At 42.1% G+C, this 22,754-nt stretch carries 20 protein-coding genes; 11 read left to right on the forward strand and 9 right to left on the reverse strand.

What is annotated here, in order from left to right; translation table 11 throughout:
• Positions 1-129 precede the first annotated feature (129 nt).
• Positions 130-2,319 (forward strand): carbohydrate binding family 9 domain-containing protein, encoded by a 2,190-nt coding sequence (locus FET73_RS08455; RefSeq protein WP_154223520.1) that lies wholly within the window; start codon positions 130-132, stop codon positions 2,317-2,319.
• On the opposite strand, the gene FET73_RS08460 is transcribed toward FET73_RS08455, so the two are convergent.
• A complete protein-coding gene (locus FET73_RS08460; protein ID WP_154223521.1) occupies positions 2,301-3,191 on the reverse strand; it encodes an alpha/beta fold hydrolase in 891 nt (296 codons plus the stop codon). The two genes, FET73_RS08455 and FET73_RS08460, sit on opposite strands and share 19 nt — an antisense overlap.
• A 48-nt stretch (positions 3,192-3,239) precedes the next feature.
• On the opposite strand from FET73_RS08460, the gene rarD reads away from it, so the two are divergent.
• On the forward strand, positions 3,240-4,127 hold the full coding sequence (gene rarD / locus FET73_RS08465; protein WP_179952195.1) for an EamA family transporter RarD: 888 nt from the start codon (positions 3,240-3,242) through the stop codon (positions 4,125-4,127).
• Here rarD and FET73_RS08470 read toward each other — a convergent pair whose 3' ends face one another.
• Positions 4,128-4,517, reverse strand: coding sequence for a DUF2237 family protein (locus FET73_RS08470; RefSeq protein ID WP_154223523.1), 390 nt, complete (start codon positions 4,515-4,517; stop codon positions 4,128-4,130).
• Positions 4,518-4,572: 55 nt separating this feature from the next.
• On the opposite strand from FET73_RS08470, the gene FET73_RS08475 reads away from it, so the two are divergent.
• The gene (locus FET73_RS08475) at positions 4,573-5,451 is read left to right on the forward strand and encodes an ATP-grasp domain-containing protein (RefSeq protein WP_154223524.1); all 879 of its coding nucleotides are present in this window, start codon (positions 4,573-4,575) and stop codon (positions 5,449-5,451) included.
• A 73-nt stretch (positions 5,452-5,524) separates the two neighbouring features.
• The gene (locus FET73_RS08480) at positions 5,525-5,836 is read left to right on the forward strand and encodes a hypothetical protein (RefSeq protein ID WP_154223525.1); all 312 of its coding nucleotides are present in this window, start codon (positions 5,525-5,527) and stop codon (positions 5,834-5,836) included.
• A 107-nt stretch (positions 5,837-5,943) separates the two neighbouring features.
• Here the strand turns inward: FET73_RS08480 and FET73_RS08485 are convergent, their stop codons facing one another.
• The gene (locus tag FET73_RS08485) at positions 5,944-6,249 is read right to left on the reverse strand and encodes a YciI family protein (protein ID WP_154223526.1); all 306 of its coding nucleotides are present in this window, start codon (positions 6,247-6,249) and stop codon (positions 5,944-5,946) included.
• A 64-nt stretch (positions 6,250-6,313) separates the two neighbouring features.
• Between FET73_RS08485 and FET73_RS08490 the strand changes: the two genes are divergently transcribed.
• The 3 genes from FET73_RS08490 to FET73_RS08500 are packed head-to-tail and all read left to right on the forward strand — an operon-like array spanning position 6,314 to position 7,475.
• Positions 6,314-6,508: a YwbE family protein gene (locus FET73_RS08490; RefSeq protein ID WP_154223527.1), complete on the forward strand. Its 195-nt coding sequence runs from the start codon at positions 6,314-6,316 to the stop codon at positions 6,506-6,508.
• 6 nt (positions 6,509-6,514) lie between these two features.
• On the forward strand, positions 6,515-7,156 hold the full coding sequence (locus FET73_RS08495) for a glutathione S-transferase (RefSeq protein ID WP_154223528.1): 642 nt from the start codon (positions 6,515-6,517) through the stop codon (positions 7,154-7,156).
• Positions 7,157-7,190: 34 nt separating this feature from the next.
• Positions 7,191-7,475, forward strand: coding sequence for a DUF1244 domain-containing protein (locus FET73_RS08500; RefSeq protein ID WP_154223529.1), 285 nt, complete (start codon positions 7,191-7,193; stop codon positions 7,473-7,475).
• A gap of 576 nt (positions 7,476-8,051) precedes the next feature.
• Here the strand turns inward: FET73_RS08500 and FET73_RS08505 are convergent.
• Positions 8,052-11,243, reverse strand: coding sequence for an amidohydrolase family protein (locus FET73_RS08505; RefSeq protein ID WP_154223530.1), 3,192 nt, complete (start codon positions 11,241-11,243; stop codon positions 8,052-8,054).
• A gap of 100 nt (positions 11,244-11,343) precedes the next feature.
• On the opposite strand from FET73_RS08505, the gene FET73_RS08510 reads away from it, so the two are divergent.
• Positions 11,344-12,240, forward strand: a complete 897-nt coding sequence (locus FET73_RS08510; protein WP_154223531.1) for a DMT family transporter — start codon at positions 11,344-11,346, stop codon at positions 12,238-12,240.
• 53 nt (positions 12,241-12,293) lie between these two features.
• On the forward strand, positions 12,294-12,698 hold the full coding sequence (locus FET73_RS08515; RefSeq protein WP_154223532.1) for a cupredoxin domain-containing protein: 405 nt from the start codon (positions 12,294-12,296) through the stop codon (positions 12,696-12,698).
• Between the two features lie 67 nt (positions 12,699-12,765).
• Here the strand turns inward: FET73_RS08515 and FET73_RS08520 are convergent, their stop codons facing one another.
• The 5 genes from FET73_RS08520 to FET73_RS08540 all read right to left on the reverse strand — a co-directional run bounded on the left by FET73_RS08520 (position 12,766) and on the right by FET73_RS08540 (position 19,693).
• Positions 12,766-16,383: an Ig-like domain-containing protein gene (locus FET73_RS08520; protein ID WP_154223533.1), complete on the reverse strand. Its 3,618-nt coding sequence runs from the start codon at positions 16,381-16,383 to the stop codon at positions 12,766-12,768.
• A gap of 239 nt (positions 16,384-16,622) precedes the next feature.
• Positions 16,623-17,294, reverse strand: a complete 672-nt coding sequence (locus FET73_RS15495) for a 2OG-Fe(II) oxygenase (RefSeq protein WP_343032281.1) — start codon at positions 17,292-17,294, stop codon at positions 16,623-16,625.
• 240 nt (positions 17,295-17,534) lie between these two features.
• A complete protein-coding gene (locus tag FET73_RS08530) occupies positions 17,535-17,840 on the reverse strand; it encodes a DUF3817 domain-containing protein (RefSeq protein ID WP_154223534.1) in 306 nt (101 codons plus the stop codon).
• 143 nt (positions 17,841-17,983) lie between these two features.
• Positions 17,984-19,210 carry a winged helix-turn-helix domain-containing protein gene (locus FET73_RS08535; RefSeq protein WP_154223535.1) on the reverse strand — a complete coding sequence of 409 codons (1,227 nt, stop codon included), beginning with the start codon at positions 19,208-19,210 and terminating at the stop codon, positions 17,984-17,986.
• A gap of 249 nt (positions 19,211-19,459) precedes the next feature.
• The gene (locus tag FET73_RS08540) at positions 19,460-19,693 is read right to left on the reverse strand and encodes a hypothetical protein (protein WP_154223536.1); all 234 of its coding nucleotides are present in this window, start codon (positions 19,691-19,693) and stop codon (positions 19,460-19,462) included.
• Between the two features lie 182 nt (positions 19,694-19,875).
• On the opposite strand from FET73_RS08540, the gene FET73_RS08545 reads away from it, so the two are divergent.
• Together FET73_RS08545 and FET73_RS08550 are read left to right on the forward strand one after the other, a co-directional pair.
• Entirely contained in the window at positions 19,876-21,528 is a 1,653-nt protein-coding gene (locus tag FET73_RS08545) for a DUF2891 domain-containing protein (protein ID WP_218944300.1), read from the forward strand.
• A gap of 8 nt (positions 21,529-21,536) precedes the next feature.
• Positions 21,537-22,751, forward strand: a complete 1,215-nt coding sequence (locus FET73_RS08550) for a pyridoxal phosphate-dependent aminotransferase (protein ID WP_154223537.1) — start codon at positions 21,537-21,539, stop codon at positions 22,749-22,751.
• Positions 22,752-22,754: the final 3 nt, after the last annotated feature.

Consider the following 22,754-nt stretch of genomic DNA (forward strand, 5'->3'; position numbering starts at 1 on the left):
CATATTTGATACTGTTTTTCATTAAGTTGCGCCCTTAATCACCCTGTATTTCAACATTCATGACCAATAACCTATTCCACTGCTTTTTAGTTTAACTGATACTGTCGTTCTACAATAAAAAACCCAAACATGAAAAAAGCATTTCTGTACTTGATGTTATTGTCCCAAGCAGCATGGACACAAACCACAATAACAACAAGCAATTCACCCATCACCATTGATGGCATTCTTGACGAAAAAATATGGTCAGAAGCCACTCAAATTGAACTACAGCATGAAGTGGAGCCTTTGGTTAATCAGCCAGCTCAAGTTAAAACCGTTGCCATGTTGATAGATACAGGTCAATCGTTGATTATTGGCTTTGATGCCCAAGACCCTAATCCTGAAAAAATTGCCGCTTTCTTGCATGACCGAGATGCCGCATATCAAGATGACCAAGTGGGTGTTTTACTCGATACATTCAATGATGAACGTCGTGCATTGGGGTTCTTTGTTAACCCTTTAGGTGTTCAAATAGACTTTATAAAAACGAATAACAGTGAAGACAATTCCTGGGATGCCATTTGGAACTCAATTGGCCGAATTACGCCATCTGGTTACCAAGTTGAAATAGAAATCCCTTACAGCGAACTACAAATGCCTTCCCATGACGGCCCCAAAACATGGGGCATTTACGCCCAACGTATCTACCCAAGAAAAACCCGCCAAATCCTTCAAAACGTCATACGAGATCGTGACAACAATTGTTTTTTGTGCCAGTCAGAAAAATTCATAGGTTTTGCTTCTGCACAACAGGGGCGCGATTTAGAAATCACACCCAGCTTTACAGCCATAAGCAGTAAAAGTCGGCCGGAACCAGACCAAGCCTATGACAGCACCGACTCTGATTTTGAACCCAGCCTAGATGTGAACTGGGGGGTGACTTCAAACTTAACATTAAATGCCACTTTGAACCCAGATTTTTCACAAGTTGAATCTGATACCGCCCAATTAACCACCAATCAAACATTTGCCCCTTTTGTGAATGAAAAACGTGCATTTTTTCTAGAAAACAATGACGTTTTTGACAGTCACTTTAACCTGGTTCACACCAGGAACATTGCTGATCCAAATTATGGTTTACGGTTGGTAGGTAAAACAGACGGCAATGCTTATGGATTTTTCTTTACAGATGATCAACAAACCAACTTATTAGTGCCCGGCGTCTTTGGCTCATCATTTACCAGCATCAATGAGCACAGCAACAACATGGTCGGACGGTTCAAACGCGATTGGGGAGATACATCTTCCACAGGTGTCATTGGTACCCACCGCATTGCAGGGGAATATGAAAACAGTGTCATCTCTGTAGACACGGACTATAGAATCAATAACAACCATCGAATCACTGCACAATGGGCACACTCAGAAACACAATACACCGACGAAATCATCGAAGAATTTGATCAACCTGAAGGTCGTTTTAGTGGCAATGCACAATATATGCAGTATCGATTCACAGACGACCACTGGAATATCAATGTTTCATACAACAACCGGGACAATGAGTTCAGGGCTGACTCCGGCTTTATGGGACAAATTGGGTATGACAGAAAAGTGGTAGGCGCAGGCTACACTTGGCGCAGCAACAATGCTTGGTGGAGTGACATCAGGTTTTATTCCGATTGGGATATCTCTCACGATGAAACGGGTCAGATGCTTGAAAAAGAATGGGAAGGAAACTTTCATATTCATGGACCTTTACAGTCCCATATATCAATTGGCGGTGGCGTGAGAGACCGTTTTTGGGAAGGTAAAATATATGCAGAAAATTTTGTCTTTGGTGGCCTTGAATTCAAACCATTTAAAAATTTACGCACCAAACTGGACTTTAATACCGGTAAATCTGTTGATTTCAGTAACAATCGACTCAGCGATTCGATCAGGTACACATGGAGTATTGATACCAATTTAGGGCAACACTTTAAAATAAACTTTGACCACAACTTCCGAAAACTGGCTTACCAAAGTAGAAATGTACTGATTGCTAACCAGTCGGATTTACGACTGTCATACCAATTTAATATCAAGCAACGCTTAAAACTGGTGGTTATTAATACCCATGTAGGCAGGCATTTAAGCCAATACCTCACGCCTGAAGACTTTGATGTCAGAAGTAACAACATATCCACGCAATTGGTATACTCGTATAAATTGAACCCCAGAAGCTTGGTGTACGTTGGTTATTCAGATACCGGTTTAGAAGATGATGACATAGAGTCTTTCACCAGAACCGACAAATCGTTATTTGCCAAATTCAGCTACGCCTTTAAAAGGTAATCCAATACAGCCTGACCCCAGCGGTCAGGCGATTCCAACATGGGAAAATGACCTAACTGAGGTAAGGTTGTTTTAATGGCATTTGTTATTTCGTTGTTTAAAACTTCAGCCATTTCGATGACAGCCACTGGGTCATTTTCTGCCCACAGCACATGTACAGGTAACTGCGTTTGCTGCAAAGCACCAATCCAGCGGTACCAAAATTGTTTCCTTTGCTTGATGTACTGCGTGGTTTGATGAATCACAGCTTTGCCCTTATTGTGGATCATCATATGCCAAAGAGCATCTACCTCATCTTCAGATACTTTAGTTGAGTCAAAGTATATCTGTTTTAAATTTTTGGCCAATGTACTTCTGTTGCTCAAGTTAGCCATAGATGGGCCAATAATACGATTTAATAGCAAACGCTGTATCAACCTCAACTGAGCCAATTCAATGTGCATCGAACCATTACACAAAGTCAAAGTTTTGATTTCAAAACCTGATAACAAACCATGGTTATCCCGAGCCACCAGCTCTGTTGCCACAGAAGTACCATAATCATGCGCCAACACATGTGCTTTAGTGATGCCTAATCGCTCCCAAAGCTGCAATGCCACATCACATTGGTCAATCAAAGTGTAGCTGTAATCTTTCGGCTTATCAGAAAACCCAAATCCAAGGTGGTCATGAATCACCACTCTGAAATGGACTGACAGCATGGTCAATACCTTATGGTAGTCATAGCTGCATGTTGGATAGCCATGTAAAATAACCAAAAAAGGTAATTGACTGTCTTGGTTTTTCGACTCAACCACAAATAGGGAGTTTACTTGAATTTCGACCATTCGACCTTGGGCTATCCATTGTTCGGCTTTGTTTTTCTCGTTCATACCTAAATGATATCATCAGCAGGGCTTTTTACGGGTACAATTCGCCCCATGAAAGAAACCACACAACAAAAAGGCCTGGCCGCCGCCATCTTTGCTTTTGTCTTTTGGGGCTTGGCACCGATTTATTTCAAGATGCTGAACCATGTCGATGCCTTCAACATCATTGCGCACCGTGTGGTTTGGGGCGTGTTGTTTTTGGCTGTATTTTTATTGGTTAGAGAGCGTCAAAGTTTTTTTTCAACATTGAAAATCCCACTCAAAACTTTTTTTGGGCTGCTGATCAGCGGTTTATTGATTGTCTGTAACTGGCTTATTTTTGTATGGGCTGTAACCCATGACCAAATCCTCGCAACATCCTTAGGTTATTTCATCAATCCTTTGGTTAATATTTTATTGGGCACTTTATTCCTCAAAGAACGGCTCACCAAGGCACAAATGATTGCCTTAACTTTGGCCGCTGCAGGTACACTCTACCTCGGTATATACATTGGCCAACCACCATGGATTGCTTTGGCTCTGGCCATGAGTTTCGGCTTTTATGGCCTGGCCAGAAAGCTATTACAAGTCAGGCCACTGGTCGGTCTATTCTGGGAAACCATGTGGTTGGTACCGGCTGCTTTGTGGTATTTTTCCGCCACAATGAACACCCAATTACAAACAACAACATCCACAATGATATTGTTGTTCTTTTCAGGTTTGGTGACAGTTTTACCACTGATAGGCTTTAATTATGCTGCCAAAAGATTGAGCTTAACTTATATTGGATTTTTACAATACATGGCACCGAGTATCAGTTTCATTATTGCAGTAATGTTTTATGGAGAAGCATTCACCCATGGCCACCAGGTGGCTTTTGCTGGCATTTGGACGGCCTTGTTTATCATCAGCTACCATTCATTCAAAGAAAGAAAGCGCAAAAAACTGACCATGGTTTAATTAAACCAAGTCCACAGCGAACTCTTTCAGCCATGACAAAGGTAACACTTCTAAAGTCCGTTGATGTGTGCTGCGGATATAAACCTTGGGTGCAACACCTTGTTCATAAGCCTGTTTCCAACGCAAAGCGCACAAACACCACCTATCTCCAGCGTTCAATCCAGGAAAGTCAAATTCAGGATGAGGCGTTGACAAGTCATTGCCTACAGATTGCGAAAAAGCCAAAAATTCATCCGTCATTTTGACACAAACCGTGTGCATTCCCTGGTCCTCTTCTGCAGTGTTACAACAACCATCCCTAAAAAATCCCGTTTCAGGCGTGCCTGCAGTCTCTTCACTACAGGGTTCAAGTGGCTCACCATAGACATTCAAGCTGGGTAATTTATTCATACACTTTTACTACATAAAAAGACTATCATAACAGTTTTACAATTCATAAAAAATCATGAAAATCGCTATAATTACATGCGCTGACCACCCCCAAGGTGTTTCTGAAGACCAACCATTGTTTATGGCTTTAAAACAAGCACAAATTGATTTTCACATATGCATTTGGAACCACCCCCATGACTGGTCACAGTTTGATGTTTGTTTGTTGCGTTCTGTTTGGGACTACCATGAAAAGCCAGCCGATTTCATACGATGGGCTCAAACCACATCAAAAGTCTGCACGCTATTAAATCCTGTTGATGTGATCGAATGGAACCGTGACAAAAAATACTTAAAAGAATTGAGCGAGCATCAAATCAACATCGCACCCACGATTTGGTTGACGAAACAGACAAACATTCAGTTGTACGCTGAAATAATAAAACTACCCAAGAGCAAAACATATTTTTTAAAACCCACAATAGGTGCTGACTCTTCGGGTACTTTTAGATTCACTCTGAACACCATAGACAAAGCACAAACACACTTAAATCAATGGCTTGATAAACAAGACATGATACTACAAAGCTACCTGCCTTCAGTTGAAAGCTATGGTGAAGTTTCTTTGATTTTTATTGGCAACCAATATTCACATGCCATCAGAAAAATTCCAGTTGCTGGAGATTACAGAGTTCAGGACACTTTTGGTGCAAAAGACATGCCGCATCAACCCAGTGAAAAAGAAACACAAATCGCCTATGCAGTTAACCATTTCATTATAAATAAATTTAAAAAGTTATGCTATGCCAGAATAGATTTATTAATCGACCATAAAAACAATGCGGTGATTAATGAGGTGGAATTAATTGAACCTTCTCTATTTTTTCACCACAAAAAGGATGCTGCAAATACATTAGTTAACGCCGTTTCTTCAAAATTATATTACAAACGATAAATTTATCCTTGCACATACTACGAAACTAACTGTAGAATAAGAGGCACTACTACTTTTTACGTACGAGGATAATATGAAAAAAATTACTATAGTTATAAGTATCTTGGCACTGGCCGCATGCAGTAACAACAAAGGGAATGTGCTGGGAGTAGAATCTGGCGGTGAATATTACTCATTAGACCACGCAGCAAAAGCCGCTGTAGCAAAAAACAATGACGACGAACGATTGGTTTGTAAACGCGTTCAAAAAACAGGTTCACATTTTAAAACCAAAAGATGCACCACTGTTGCTGAGTTAAAAGCTGAGAAACGAAGGGCAAAAGAAATTTTAGAAGAGCGACAATTGCAAGAAACAAGAAGAATGGTAAGAGAAAAAAATAATTAATCAGTCTTTCGGGAGAGGGGATGGATTTCCACCCCTCTTGTATCTCTTAATTTTCACTTCAGTAAACAGTTTTCAGTTGTTTTACTCTAAACATATAAAGATTTTTATTAGTTATTAGGCAAAACTTTCAAAAACGGTTTAATCACCACATCAGCATACACACCAGCCGCCACATAAGGGTCTTCATCAGCCCATGTTTTGGCAGCTTCCAAATCATCAAATTCCGCCACAACCAAGGAACCTGTAAAAGCAGGTGTTTCAGGTTGTGCTTCGTCTGTTGCAGGATGAGGGCCTGCCAAAGTCAAACGGCCTTGGGCATCTAATTCTTTGAGTCGAGCAATGTGCTGATCACGAACAGGCATGCGCAGGCTCAATGAATCAGGGACATCTGTTGAAATGATGGCAAATAACATAGGAAATCCTTAAATATTGCAAATTCCACATTATAATCACCACTTTGAAATCAACAAGCAATACATGTCAGGCACATTAAGAAAAAACATCAAACCAGGCCTACAAGTGGCCGTAGTTCAGAAGCATCACCAACGATCGGGTGAATTAACAGAGGGCGAAGTTGAAAAACTACTGACCAATTCGCCCCAACACCCACATGGTATAAAAGTGCGATTGACTTCGGGCATAGTTGGTCGGGTCAAGGAAATTCTAGACTAAAAACACATGACACAACATATCCTCTATACTTTCAGACGTTGCCCTTTTGCCATGCGCGCAAGAATGGCCTTGGCAAAAGCGGGTATAACATTAGAACTTCGTGAAATCTTACTCAAAGACAAACCACAAGACATGCTTGACCATTCACCAAAAGGCACCGTGCCCACTTTAATCACCGCATCTGGTGAGGTGATAGATGAAAGTTTGGACCTGATGTATTGGGCATTGGAACAAAACGATGCTGATAATTGGCTGACTGATAATGGTATTGGTTCACAATGGATTGACGCCTGTGATAACCACTTCAAAACATTGCTCGATAAATACAAATATGCAGACCGACACCCAGAGCTGAGTGAATCAGAACACCGTAAGAAAACACTGCCTTTTATCAACACGTTAAATGAACAACTGAACAAATCCACTTACCTGACTGGAAGTAAACTCAGCATCGCTGACATCGCCATTTTTCCTTTCATCAGACAATATGCCATGGTGGATAAACAATGGTTCGATACGCAACCCTACCCGGCCTTGCAAAGATGGTTGGCTGAACTTTTGGATTCAAAATTGTTCTCAAGCATCATGAAAAAATACAAACTATTTAATGACGGCCGCAGTTACACATGGCCTGAAGACCTAAATTGAACAAAAAGACATCACAAATTAAAGAGAGCAAACCATGGAAAAAGAAACTGAAATCAAAGCCCGCGTATTAGATCGCTTAATCGCTCACTTAGACAACAACAAAGATGTGCAAAACATCGACCTGATGATACTCGCCAAATTCTGCCGCAACTGCCTGTCTAAATGGACCGTTCAAGAGGCCAAGGAGCTCGGTATCGAAGTTGACATTGATGATGCGCGCCAACAAATCTACAAAATGAGCTACCAAGAGTGGAAAGACAAGTACCAAAAAAAAGCCACACCCGAACAAATGGAAGCTTTTAATAACCGAAATATTTGATTATAAATCTGAGTTAAAATCTTTAGTGCATGCAGGGCACTTAGACCCTATGGCAAGCCATTTTCTGTGTAACTTGCTGTCTTTTTTGCTTATTGCCCACCAGTGCCATTTACAGCCGCATTCTGGGCACTTAATCGAAAAGTTAACCCAGATAAAAGTGACAAAAAACAAAACAAAACCAAAAAAAATGACAAACATGTGGTTTTTTTCCTGAAACACCAAACCATAAAGCATGACCAACATTGCTATCACATTACAAAAAATAAATAACTGTATTTTCCACTTCTGGCCTGTTGCAGTTAATAAACCAACCTTTTCCTCTGACTCACTCATAATACCCTCACCTTTTTGTGGCCAGTGACATTGGAAAATTAACAACACATAGCCATTGAATTACTTATTTATGGTAATTGAAAACAGAACCACCAACAATCTTTTATCAGATTATCAAGTCAAGCTAAACAACAATACAAGAAAGGATTGGGTGGACTGTGGTTTATGCTGCCCAGCTGTACATTGGGCAAAAAAGTGGCACCAACACGGGTGTTGATGCCATGAATTCAAACCTTCTTCTATTTACTCAAAATAGAATTTCGGTCTTTCAACTTTGTCAGGGTAAACCTGATTCATGCTGGCCGCATCGTACAAACGGCCGTTGAGCATGACTTGATTCACTTGGTCAGAATCTTGAATGTTCTGTATGGGGTCGGCATTTAAAATCACCAAATCGGCCAATTTACCGGCTTTGATTGAACCCAGTTCATGGTCCATACCGATGTATTTCGCGCCATCAATGGTGCTGGCTTTCAATACATTCCAAGGGCTCATGCCACCTTGGGCGAACATCCACATTTCCCAGTGCGAGGCCAAACCTTCGCGCTGACCGTGCGCACCCATCAAGACATCAACGCCTTCAGTCTGAAGCTCTGTGGCCACACGTGCATTGTTAAAATGGTTGTAGTCCTCCAATGGCGCTTTGGTTCTGCGTACAGATTTAGGCTCCAACACATTGGCCGGAACAAATTTTGTTAACAAGGGGTGTTTCCACACATCGGTGGTGTCATACCAAAAATTCTCACCCCAAATACCACCGTAGCCTACACCGAGCGTTGGAACATAGGCAGTGTTCGAACCTGACCACAATTGCTTCACGTCATCATAAATATTGGCCATAGGAATCGAATGCTCAATGCCGGTGTGACCATCAACGACCATGCTCATGTTGTGCATAAACAATGAACCACCTTCTGGTACCACCATTAAGCCAGTTTGTCTGGCGGCTTCAAGTACTTGTTGACGCTGTTCACGCCGTGGTTGGTTGTATGACTTCACTGAAAATGCGCCAACGGCTTTCATGCGTTCCAAATGACCAACGGCGTCATCTATACCATTCACAGGAGCCGTAAAGAAATGGGTTGCACCATATAGAATGGTTCCCGTTGAATACAAACGAGGTGCAATAATCAGGCCCGCTTGTTGCATTTCTGATGCAGAAAATACCGTCGCGGTATCAGCCGATGGATTGTGTGTTGTAGTCACACCAAAGGCCAATGAAGCTTGGGCATTCCAATTGTTTTGTGGAATGATGGCACCATTGCCGTAAGGCCCATGCCAATGCACATCAACCAATCCCGGTATGATGGTTTTGCCACTGACATCGATCACTTCGGCATCTGCCGGAATTTGAATGTCACTGCCCACGGCTTGGATGCGGTTGTTTTTTACCAAAACCGTACCATTTTCGATGATGCTTTGCTCTCCATCAACCATTTCCATGGTGATGATTTTCGCGCCTTTCAAAGCCACCATACCATTCGGAATGTCAGTTTTGACTGGCAACTTCACCGTTACAGAGGATACTTTGCTTTCAGCTTCCTTGGATTTGTCGTTCAAAAAATCAAATTGGTCTGATAACTTTTGGCTGTACATCACAGGACCCAAGGCCCAAGACAATTGGCTTGATTTCTTATCCCAAGTCAAATAACTGCCTGCAAATTCTGAGAATTTTTTCAAAGGCATGTTGCTGGCTTTGCTGCCTGTGCCGATGTATTGACCACTTTTGACAAATGGTGTGACATAAACTTGGAAATTTTGAACAAAAGCCAACCACTGCTCATCAGGTGATACACTGTAATCACTGATCCAAGCACCTTTATAATGCTTTTGCATCTTGTTTCCTGACAGGTCAACACTCTTCAACTGAGTTGTTACCACTTCACCTGACACATCTGAACCGACATAAAAAATACGGTCTGATGATTTGTTGAACGATGGAGAACTGCCCGATTCAGCAACTTTGGTGCGTTTGCCTGTTTTCACTTCAGCAACAAAAATACCGGTATCATGCGAATACAATGGCGAGGTCAAATGCCCGCCCCTTTCGGCTGAATAAACCACATACTTGCCGTTTGGAGACATAGACACTTCGGTGTAATGACCAGGTGTTTTGCTGATGGTTTTGCTGCGACCCGATAAATTAGATACTTTAACTGTGCCTAATTTTTCATCATGCCATGAGGTATATACGATTGATTTACCGTCGTTTGACCATTTAGGAAACAGTTCGAAATGATCATTTTGTGAAGTCAAACGTTTGGGTTTACCATCTGGCAAATTGGTCAGATAGATTTTACCCAATGATTGGAACACCGCTTTTTTTCCATCTGGCGATGGTTGTAACCAGCGCAACATTTTGGCATTGAACTCCTCAGGGGCCACGGTATTTTTAACAGTGACTGCTTCGCGGATTTCGCGCTGGTCATCAATGTTGAATGGAATCACTGTCGCTTCACCACTAGCTACATTCAATTGATGGATTTTACCTTTAGCCCAAAATACGATGTGCTCACCGTCATTGGTCCAATCAAATCGCGGGTAAACACCATGAATCGCCCAAGTCTCTTGCATGTCACGCTCTAAACCCTGGTAAATAGGCTTGATTTCCCCCGATTCACGGTCCTGTAAAAACAAGCTGGATTGGTTTCTGATACGGCGCACGAATGCCAAAGCTTCACCATCTGGTGACGGCGTCGGACGCACCGCACCACCTGGGCCTGAGACCCAAGGTTTGGTTTTACCCGTGGCCAATTCTATAGCGAAAATTTGGTAAATTTGGTTATTTGAATCTTTAGAGTATTCAAAGTATTTACCTGGAGTTGAATCTCGCGAGTACAAAACATATTTGCCATCTGGCGTGTAAACGGGTTCGCCCAAGTCTTTTTGCTCATTTGGACGTTTGTTCAACTGAACGCCTTTTCCACCTGTTTTGTGGTACATCCAAATTTCACCCGCACCCAAAGAACGCATGCCGGTAAAATGTTTGCGTGCAACGATGTAATGCCCGTCAGGCGACCAAGCAGGTGAATTCAATAACCTGAACGACTCTTTGGTCACTTGGGTTTGGTTTGCACCGTCACCGTCCATGGTCCAAATGTTGTCGCCACCACCTTGATCGGTGGTAAAAGCGATGCGAGAACCATCAGGTGAAAAAGTGGGCTGCATGTCCCAAGCCATTGAATTAGTGATGTTTTTGGCATCGCCACCTGTTATTGGCATGGTGTAGATGTCACCTAACATGTCAAACACGATGGTTTTACCATCTGGACTGACATCAAGACTCATCCAAGTGCCATTGTCTGTTTTGATGTCTACCATTTTAGACACGCCTGGTGCCTTGTTAACATCCCATTTGGGTGTTTCTTTTTTGGCATCATCTGCCCACACCATACAGGTGGTGAGTAGCATTGCCGTGGTCAAAAATCTTTTCATATTTGTCCCCTTCTATCGGTTTAAGAAAAAATGAACAACAATTATACGTATCTGAGCGTGCTTATCGCATACAATCTGCTTTTTTTCTGCTGGAACCAAAATGGTTGGATTGGGTGAATTTCTTTCGATACTGTGCGCCATGCTCTGGGCATTCGCGGTGATATGCTATCGAAAAGCAGGCGACCACATGCCTGCTTCTACCATGAACCTGTTCAAAATCAGCCTCACCATGCTGTTGATGATTCCCACGGTCATACTCACTGACGGCGCCACACCGCCAGAGATGCCGTTACAGCATTGGGCATTGATGCTGTTCAGTGGTTTGGTGGGCATCATGTTGGCAGATTTATTTTACTTGCGTGCTTTACAAATGATTGGTGCCGGGCTCACAGGCTTAACAGGCAGTTTATACAGCCCTTTTGTTGTCGTGCTTTCCTTCTTTTACCTCGGCGAGCGTTTGAATGCTTGGCAAGTTATGGGCATGGCTTTGGTCATGATAGGCGTTTTGGTCATTTCTTATCGTCGCAAATCATTGACCATCGAACATCCGCCAATTAAGGGCTTTGTTTTTGCCGCTTTGGGCGTATTTTTCACAGCCTTAGGAATCGTTATCATAAAACCCATCAGTAATGAAATTCCGTTTTTTTGGATCATCACGATTCGATCAATTGGTGGCCTTATTGCCATGGTTTTGTTCAATATCTTGATGAAAAAATCACTCAATGTATTCAAAGTTTTTAAAGCCAAAGGCCGCTATTGGTTGATCGTGGGTGCTTTGCTTGGTCAGTATTTATCCACCATGGTTTGGGTGGCAGGTTACAAATACACCTCGGCTTCTGTGGCATCCATACTGAATGAAACAGCTTCAATCTTTATCTTATTTTTAGGCTGGTTGATTCTCAAAGAAGAAGTGAATCAACGAAAAATCCTGGGTGCAGTTATCAGCATTCTGGGTGTTTTGTGTGTGCTTTATTTCAGCAATGGCGGTTTTCATTGAATAAGCTATAGGTTTTCGGTGATAATAATTATCAACATTCACTCGGAGACAATATGAAATTCACATTCGTTGCACTCGTTAGTTTAAGTACCTCTGTAATCGCTGCTGACCAGACAGTCATAGTTAACAGCAACAATTTCAGTCCAAGAGACATCACCGTTTCAGTAGGCGACACCGTGACATTCACCAATCAAGGTGGCTTTCATAATGTCATTTCAGATGACGGCACCTCAAACAACAATGCTTTTCGCTGTGCCAATGGCTGTGATGGGGATGTCGGCGGAAATGGTGATGCAGCAAGCAACTCTTGGTCATTCTCCCTGACTTTTTTCAGTGAAGAGATGATTGGTTACTATTGTGGCATTCATGGTTCTTCTGGTGGCAATGGCATGTCTGGCACCATTAATGTCATCGATGACATCATTTTTAATAATGATTTTGAAACGATACCTGGTTAAACCTGATACCTAAAACAAAAAAAGCCAAGTACAGAGACTTGGCTTTCTTATGCAAAAGAACGCTTGGTTAATCTTCAAAACCATTTCTGAAAATCACATCCAACTCTACAGTGAAATACAGTACCAAACCATCATGATCTGATGCACGCAATACAGTTTGTGTATCTTCACCGAAATCAATGTTGGCATCGGCATTACCACGACCAAATTCGATGTCTACGAAAGGCAATAAAGCTTCGTCATTCAAAACCGCATTGTCTAATACCTGTGCATTGCCTTGATAAACATAAGAATACTGATCAAATGGCGTCATGAATTGAACCGCTTGGGTCATAGGCTCAGCAACAAATAAAGGCTCTGTCCACAAGGTGTTCATTGATTCCACCGCATTACCATCAATCTGACCCATCACATCAACATAACCATCTGAAAATTGGAATGCATTGAAATCACCAATCACAACCACAGCTTCATCGGCATGATTGGCTTCTATGTCTGCAACCATACTGGCCACATCATTCGCTTGAGCCAAACGCTTCAATCGCACACGCTCGCCCTCTTGGGCATCATCTATGCTGCCACGAGAACGCAGGTGAACAATTAACAAATTGACACGAAATTCATCAAAACCAACAGCAACATCTGCTTGAACATGCAGAGGTGGGCGGTCATGCAATAAAGTCACACTCATGTCAGGATTGACAATCGTTGTGTCTTTACCCAGTTGATTCACTGCAGCCAATGAGACATTACTTTGGTACAACACACCGACATCAATGCCGCCTTTGTCATTACCCTCAATCAACTCAGCTTGGTAGTTCAAACCACTGTCTGTATTGATTTTATCAGCCAAAACAGTCAAAGCATTCAAATTTTCAACTTCTTGAACAGCAACAACCATAGGTGCTTTCAATGTATTGACCACGTAGTCAGATAATTTGGCCACTTTTTCTTGAAACTCTTGGGTAGTCGCCACGGCATCATCGTCTTCTTCACCTTTGTCATCTACATCATCAAACAAACGGAACAAGTTAAATGAAGCCACTGTCACTTCTTGGGCTTGTGCAGCTCGAACCACACCTGGCAAGACATTTTCATTGATGACAGTCAAAGATTTTGGCCAAACTTCATATTCGCCAAAGTTATAACCAATCACACCTTCAATTGAAATTTCAGAACCTGCTGAATAATAAGCTGGAGATAGCAACAATTCATCAATATCAACTTCGAACAGCTCAGGATTTCCGTCAAATGTTTGGATAGATCCGCCGCCGCCAGGATACTCAATACCTGGTTCACGTAAAGCCCTTTGAGGACCCGCTTTGACAACCAAGTCGCTGATGTTAGCACCAAAATAAGCCGCATAGGCTGAACTGATATACCCTTGTGGCATATCAATCAACATGCCTTCCATACATTCATACTTGGCAATTTCTTGATCAGTTGAACAAACGGCAACTGTAGGATCAGTTGGTGGGAACGTATCATCAAATGTGATTGCCGTTGGCAAAGCATTACCCGATGAATTCACCACAATGGTGCTGCCAAAGCCAATTTGTGTTGCATCATAATATTCGTCCACCTCACCTGTCACATTGACATCGTCTCCTTCAGCTACGGGCACATTGTTTCCAGTGTAAACATAGATACCATTTGATGTATTCACATCCATGTCATCACGTGCATCTGGTGTTTGCATAAAGAAGCCATTAGTATCCAAGGCTGTGACGATGTTGTTTTCAGTAATCACAGTCAAACCTAAATACGGAGAAGTCAGTCCACTACCTTGAATTTCATAAATTTCTCGCAGTTGCGGTGGCGCAACCACAACAAAAGTGAAATCATAATCTGCCGCCATGTTATCGACGTTGCCATCTTGGTCAGTCACTTCCGCTGCTACTACATTTACAGTACATGCTGCATTGAATGCAAAATCAGCCGTCGGCGTGATTTCAATTGAAGCACCTGAAGCAGGTAACCCAGAGAATGCAATTGTTTGCGCGTCACAGGTCAAAGTCATACCACCGGCAGTCACATCTACAGCTTCCGAGAAATCAACTGTGATACTGGCATCAACAGCCACATTCATATCACCATTGGCAGGTGATGTTGAAGACACAGTAGGTGCCACATCAACTGGTGCCGGACAGCCAGCAAAAACCGTACCATCAACTTTTGTGCCAGGTGAGAACAATGCACCAGCAGAACCTGTTGCCGCACTGTGATCTACATAAGATGAACCAGTGACATCTGGATCTAATGTGCCTGACTGATCAGATGGTGCAAAAGCACTGTAATCTAAAACAGCCACATCGTTATTACCATCATTCACTGTAATCGTGTCACCACCATTATTTAAGCCTAACAAGTTTGTGCTTGCAGTTTGAACAACCGACTGGCCAAAAGCACCGGTTGGCGTACCGCCTCCAAAAACAACCAAACTACAATCGGCAGGGATAATCGAGTTGGCAGGGAAGGTATGACGCGTGCTAGTTGCATCTGAAACAGTCCAACCACTCACATCTAAATCTGAACCTGAGTTATTATACAATTCAACAAACTCGTCCTGCGAACCGTCTCTTGTACCATCCCCATTGGCATCACCTGTTATATCACCTGCTGGATCTGCTTGAAATTCATTGATGATAATTGCAGGAGGTATAACCACCAATGATTCAACAGTAAAACCAAAGCCATAATCGGCAGCCATGTTATCTGCCGTTCCATCTTGATCAGTCACTTCGGCTGCAACCACATTAACAGCGCACACAGCATCATTAGCTAAATCACTGTCTGGTGTAATGACCAATTGTGAACCTGAAAAAGGCAAGCCTGAAAAGCCCACGGTTTGTGCATCACACATCAAAGTTACAGCTGTTGCCGTCGCATCAACTGCTTCAGAAAAATTAACAGTGATTGTTGAATCAACCGCCACATCAATTGCAGAATCAGCAGGTAAAGTCGATGTCACTTCTGGCGCATTATCTCCGCCAACATCACCGCTAATAACTATATTATCAAAGGCCACCTCTTCCTTTGCTGATTCCATATTAACTGTAATTAATATGTCTAAAACCGCGCCTGTTACAGGTATATCAAAACCAAAAGTTTGCATCGCAGGAGACAGTCGGTTAGTCCCATCATTGTGATCTGCAAAGTCCGTACAATCGGCATCCAGCGTCAAAGGTTCATTTGAAAAATCTCCGCCACCAGGTGCTTCGTATGAAAAACACATGCCGTTAACATAACTGCCACCATCAATTTTATATTGAATCATGATGCTGTCATTACTGTCATACCCACCGTTTGCTGACGCACCTGAGCCAGATGCATTTCCTGCACCAAACAGAGCTGAGAATGATAAGTTTTGAAGGCCGGTGATATCAATACCAGTAAACTCTAAAGTTTGATCAGCGTTGCCATTACCACCACCATCGTCAGTATCTTCTGCAGCCCAAAACTGAGCGCCACCAAACCCTGAATAGGCTCCTGATATATTACTGACATTTGATCCATCAGTTCTGCCCCAATGATCACTGCCTGTGCGATTAAACTCAGGGGAAGACACATAACGTGTGCCCTGTCCGTCTGTTTCAAAATCTTCAACCAAAATATCAACAGCCTGAACTGTTCCCAAAGCACCGAATGTCATTGCAGAAGACAACAACCAATGTTTAAATTTCATAAACTCACCAAAATAAAGAGAAACAACCACATAAAAAACTTTTAAAGCTTAATTTGCGCAAAGTAACAAGGAAGCGATTTTAGAATGATTCATTGCTTAAGTCGCTAACGGCGGCATATTAACACTGCTTTATGACAATTTCATTCCAAATTGTCATAACAACTTTAAAGTGACAATAGTTTTGACTTTCGCGACAATCAGTGAACACTTTAAATGAACTTCATATGACAGCAAATATATCAAACAAGGCTTTCATTGACGCGATACCATCCCGTTAAGCTGTATCGAGATCGAGTGGCAGGTAACACTTCATGCGGAAACTCTTCACTCAGGAACAGAATCATGGTGCCAAAAGTGGGCGACACTTCAAACAAAGGACTGGGGGATATTTTGTCATACACCACCAATTGACCACCATCTTGTGCACCCCATTGGGGATTCAAATACAAGACCGAGCTGAGCCTGCGGTTTTTGCTGTTTTTAAATGCATCCAAATGTTTTTTGTAAAACGCCCCTGCAGGATAATGTGCAAACATACATTCATAGTCATACAGACCCAAAAACAAATGTTTGTTGATATAAAGCCGCAAAGCTTCTACCCAGCGGTTATAACGACTCAAATAATTCTCATCCCCAGAAAGCCAATGAATTTTGTCACTTCGAACAAACATGTTTTTCTGAAAGGAATCTTCACGGCCAACACCCGCCCGATCAAAGTCTGTAGGATTTAACTCAATCAACTCCTTCAACAAACAGGCCAAATAATCTGTATCAAATACTTGAGGTAACACCACGTAGCCTTGATCAAGCAAGGCCTCTACAATAAAAGCAAAACAATCCTGAGCCGGATCAGCAAGAGAAACAACTGGGTTCAATAAGATAGCCAAAAGTAAAGTTGACTTATATGCCACATCAACTTTATAAGCTACACATTAATGCCCTTTAGTTAATAAAAACCACGATAATGTTTCAGACATAAGCAACCCACAGAATAAAGCATTTGTTACTTAATTCAAAGGAAACCTTCAAAGCATGCTTTTTATAAGCCTACCGACCAATAAGTTATGCTTTCGAAATTACCAATTGAAGCAGGAAACAATGAGATTACATTAAAATTTTTATCAAGCCTGATCTTGAACCGTGAGTCAGATTTACACTTGTTTGACGCCCATGCCATTTTTTACATTCTTACCCAGCTCTTTTTGTAAAAACAATTCAACAGGCACAAAAGCAAAAGGTATGAATGCGGCGATAAGTACCAGCAACCAGACAACTACAGACCAATCTTGTCTATGGGATACCACCAGTGACAACAAAAAATACAAAAAGAATAACGCACCGTGTGTCATGCCTATGATAAAAACATAGTCCCTGCTGATAAAGCCGAGTGTGACACACAAAATAGCAAGATAAGAACACCCTTCTAACAAACTGGCGACTCTGAATAATTTTAACATGTCATATTCCTATATTTTAGATTGGACAGCCCGTCGTCCAAATGTACTTTAAAAATTGATGCATAGAATAATCGAAGTACACACATAACACCAAATGTTATTTAACGGAGCAATCCACCTGAGGAGACTGTTTTTGACTGCCATTAAAATAACGATTTTATGCCACTGTACAAAGCTTCAGCTGATGACTTCGATTGAACTTCAGTCAAAGTAATTGAATCACAGGACTGGAATATCATGAAGCTTTTCAAAGCTTTAATAAATGCGACATTGATCGCATCTTGGTCATAATTGTGCCGTTCCAATGGATGTTCAAGGTGCAGCATTTTAATTTCCAAACGCCGTTCTTTTCGGTGCGCCTTAGAGTCCATGCGACCTATAAACTTTCCCCGGTACAATAGAGGCAAAGAAAAATAGCCGTATTTTCTTTTGGCCGCCGGTACATAACATTCGATTTGATAGTCAAAATCAAACAGCACCTTGAGTCGGTCACGTTGAATCACAACGTTGTCAAATGGTGACAGGATCATCAGGCGATCATTCAAGCGTGGTAAGCGGCGTTCTAAAGCCCCAGCTTCAATAAAATAGCGCTCGCCAGTAGGTAATTGAATTTCGGTTAAATCACCTGCCGCCAAACGTTCATTAATCAGTTTTTTCACTGCTTCACGCAATTCAGTATTGCGGCGCAGATAGGTCAAACCTTTGAGTGATACCAAACCATGACAGCGCAGTTGTTGCGCTAACAAATGTGTGGCAAACTCAATGACACTCGGCATCTGTGTGTTCACACCTGATGGTAAAACCCGCTCAGTCAGATCATAGACTTTCTGAAACCCTTCTCGACGACTGACCATCAAGTCGCCTTGCATATACAATTGTTCCAAGGCTTTTTTCGCCGGCTTCCAATCCCACCAACCGGCTTGTTTGGTCCTCTTGTCCTCCACGTCGCGCGAACGCAAAGGCCCGTCAGATTTGATTCGGGCCAATAATTCAGCCATCAGTTTTTCATCACGGGCTTTATACCAATGGGTTTGACCACTTTTTATAGCGTGCTTATAAGGCAGAGAAAAACGGTAGTCAGCCATGGGTAAAAAGGCTGCTGCATGAGACCAATATTCAAAAACATCTCCTGAGGCCAACATTTGATTCATCATTTCTGGCTTAAAATTCGGCACCCTAGAATACAACACATGGTTGTGTGCGCGCTCAACTACTGAAATGGTATCGATTTGAACATAACCCAGATGTTCAATGGCCTTGTGCGCTCCTTTTACACTTTTGCCAAAAGGTTTAGCTGGTAGCAAGCCTTGAGACAGCAAAGCAATGCGTCGTAAACGAGCCATGTCGCTTTGGTTTTTAATTATAATCATGAACTGATTTTATCTGTCCTGGATTCAAGTAACAACAGCAGAAACCCAGGCTTTACTAGAGACAACAAGTCTTCCATTAATGTTTATTCTTGATGTGGCTTTTGTGGCCAGGAAACATTACTGAAATATTGAGTTAATACCATAGGTACTTATTAGGTCAAATAAATTTTAAAAATTAAAAAGGCGCTGAAACAATATAAATTCCAACGCTTTTTTTAACTTTATGACAAGTTACTACTAAATCACAGATCATGGTTCATTGTGGACAGATTCCGCACCCAATTTATGCAGGTAATCCAACACTTCCTTAAGATTGGCATCAGGGCCTGAAGTCATGTTTTCTTCTTCAGCGACTTGCATTTGTCTGACCGTGCATTCCCACTCTTGCAAAAGGGAAATCTTATCACTTTTACTTAATTTTGAAGAGTTGAAAATTTCTTCAGCACTTGAAAATGCCGCTGATGAAATTGTTTTATCTGACATATTTGTTCTCCTTTTATTTACGCAAATCACTTATAAGGGTATCAAATACAGATGTAGATTTAAACCACCGTCCAATGTTTTTGTTAGCATCCTAATCAGAACGATTACTGTTATAACAAACTCTCATTAACTTCTGTTTTTAAACTGTTATATAATTTTCAAATTTACATTGTTGGTTAACTGTGCAATTAAAACTTATACACATTAAAAGCATTCACTTGATTGTTGCTCTTGGCTTTTTTACTGTTGCCTTTGGCCTCAATGCGCAAGATTATAAAGCTCAACTAAATGATGCACTGAGCTTGGATCAAAAACACAGGGTAGAGATCAAACAACTCGAATTCAGTAATTCGCAACAAGCGAGCGATAAGAAAGAAATTCAGCGTTTAAAAAAACTTCAAGCGAAATTAGATGCAAAAAACATCGCCACCCTTGAGCAAATCATAAATCAACTGGGTCATTGGCCTGGTATCAGCGACGTGGGTGAGAACGTCGCCAAAATGGCATTGATCATCGTTAAACACGCGCCGATTGAGCAACAACATCACTTTTTTCCTGAAATCAAAAAAGCAGTCGATTCAGGCCAAGTCAAAGCTGAATGGTTTGCCTATTTATTTGATCAATACTTATTGAAACAAAATTTGCCCCAGGCATATGGCACATTGATGGTGGCTGGACAAAAACTGTACCCCATGCAGCCATTAGCACAAGTCAATTTAAATCGCACAGCCATTAAGCTACCAGCCCTGGAATCTGCTCTGGCCAGCAAGTCCAAGTGGTTACGACCCAATTTATTAGAAGAAGACCATTTTGAATTGCTCGATGTATCGGTCTTTGAACAATTTGCAGATTTGGCACTGGCATGCTTAGACAAGGAATACCCCAACAGCATCAAACATGTTTTGCAAAGTGACACTGACGCCCAAACACCCGGTCAAATGCACCCTGCTTTCTTTGGTTGTTTTGACTGGCATTCATCAGTGCATGGTCACTGGCTTTTGGTCAAAGCTTTAAAAACGTTCCCAGATCACCCCGCTTTTCAAAAGATCAAGCCGCGCTTGGCGGCACATTTCACTCAAGAACACATGCAAAAAGAGTTGGCATACTTTCAACAAGAAGGTCGCAAAAGTTACGAACGTCCTTATGGTATGGCTTGGTATTTGCAATTGGTGGCTGAGTTACATCAGTGGGATGACCCCGAAGTTCAGCAATGGCGTCAGAACCTCCAGCCATTAGAACAAGAAATAAAAAACAAACTGAAACAATGGATTCCCAAATTAACCCACCCCATCCGTAACGGCACACATTCACAAACGGCTTTTGCCTTTGGGATGATGCTGGATTATGCCGGACAAGTGAATGATTTAAACTTTCATACATTCTTAAAAGAGCACATCAATCGCTTTTATTTAAATGATAAAAAATGCCCCATAGCATATGAACCGTCTGGTCACGATTTCCTCTCAGCTTGTTTGGCTGAAGCTGATTTGATGCGGCGTGTTTTATTGGAACCAAAAACCTATCAAAAATGGCTCAAAAAGTTTCTGCCACAAATCAAACACGGCAGCGACTGGTTAGCAGTGGCCGTTTCAACCGACCCCAGTGATGGTCACTTATCACACATGGATGGCTTGAACATTTCTCGTGCTTGGATGTTAGAAGGTATGGCATCAAAATTACCGTTGAAAGACAAGCGCAGGGCCATATTACTAAGACAGGCCAACAACCACAGACAAGCTGGACTGGCAGCTGTAACAGGCGAACACTATGCTGGCGGCCACTGGCTGGGTTCCTTTGCCATGTATTACTTGACCCAAAGCGGCCTCAAAAAATGAACAACAACATGAACATCAAACAATCAAATAAACTCAATGATGTCTGCTATGACATCCGTGGACCTGTACTTTCCGCAGCACAAAAGATCGAAGAACAAGGTGGCAAAGTACTGAAACTCAACATCGGCAATCCTGCACCTTTTGGATTCGATGCACCTGATGACATCGTCCGCGACATGATTCACAACTTACCTCAAGCCGAAGGCTATTGTGACTCCAAAGGTGTCTATTCAGCCCGGGTGGCGATTTATCAATATTACCAAGAACGTCAAATCAAGAACCTCAATATTGATAACATTTATATTGGTAATGGCGTATCAGAATTGATCGTTATGACCATGCAAGGCCTGTTGAATGACGGTGATGAAATGCTGATCCCAGCGCCTGATTACCCGCTTTGGACCGCTGCGGTACATTTATCAGGTGGTAAAGCTGTGCATTATTTGTGCGATGAAGACAGTGACTGGGCCCCTGACTTGGCAGATATGGAAGCCAAAATCACTGACAAAACCCGCGGTTTGGTGCTCATCAACCCCAACAACCCCACAGGCGCCGTTTATACCGAAGCGCAATTGATACAAATCATTGAACTGGCCCGCAAACACAACTTGATTATTTTCAGCGATGAAATCTACGAAAAAATCTTATATGACAACACGCCCTACACTTCTATCGCATCCTTGGCCGATGACGTGATGTTTGTGACTTTTAATGGTTTGTCAAAAACGTATCGGGTGGCCGGATACCGCACAGGCTGGATGGTCATCAGTGGTCACACGGAACATGCCAGTGATTATATTGAAGGTTTGAACATCCTGTCTTCTATGCGCTTATGTGCCAATGTGCCCAGTCAGTTTGTCATTCAAGCCGCACTGGGTGGTTACCAAAGCATCGATGACCTGACTCAAGGCAATGGTCGGCTGAATCAACAACGCCTGTTGGCCCATGACATGATCAACAGCATCCCAGGACTTTCATCTACCTTACCCAAAGGAGCGCTGTATAACTTTGTTAAAGTCGATACCGAGCGTTTTGGCATCAAAGACGACGAGCAAATGATTTTGGATTTATTGGTCAGCAAACACATCTTACTGGTTCACGGTACAGCATTCAACTGGCCCAAACCAGACCATTTTCGTTTGGTTTATTTACCGAATAAAGAGGTATTAGAAGATGCCTTATACCGCATGGCTGATTTCTTTAAGAGTTACAGGCAATCATAACGC

It is taken from the genome of Marinicella rhabdoformis (genome assembly GCF_009671245.1).
In the GTDB taxonomy this organism is placed as follows: domain Bacteria; phylum Pseudomonadota; class Gammaproteobacteria; order Xanthomonadales; family Marinicellaceae; genus Marinicella; species Marinicella rhabdoformis.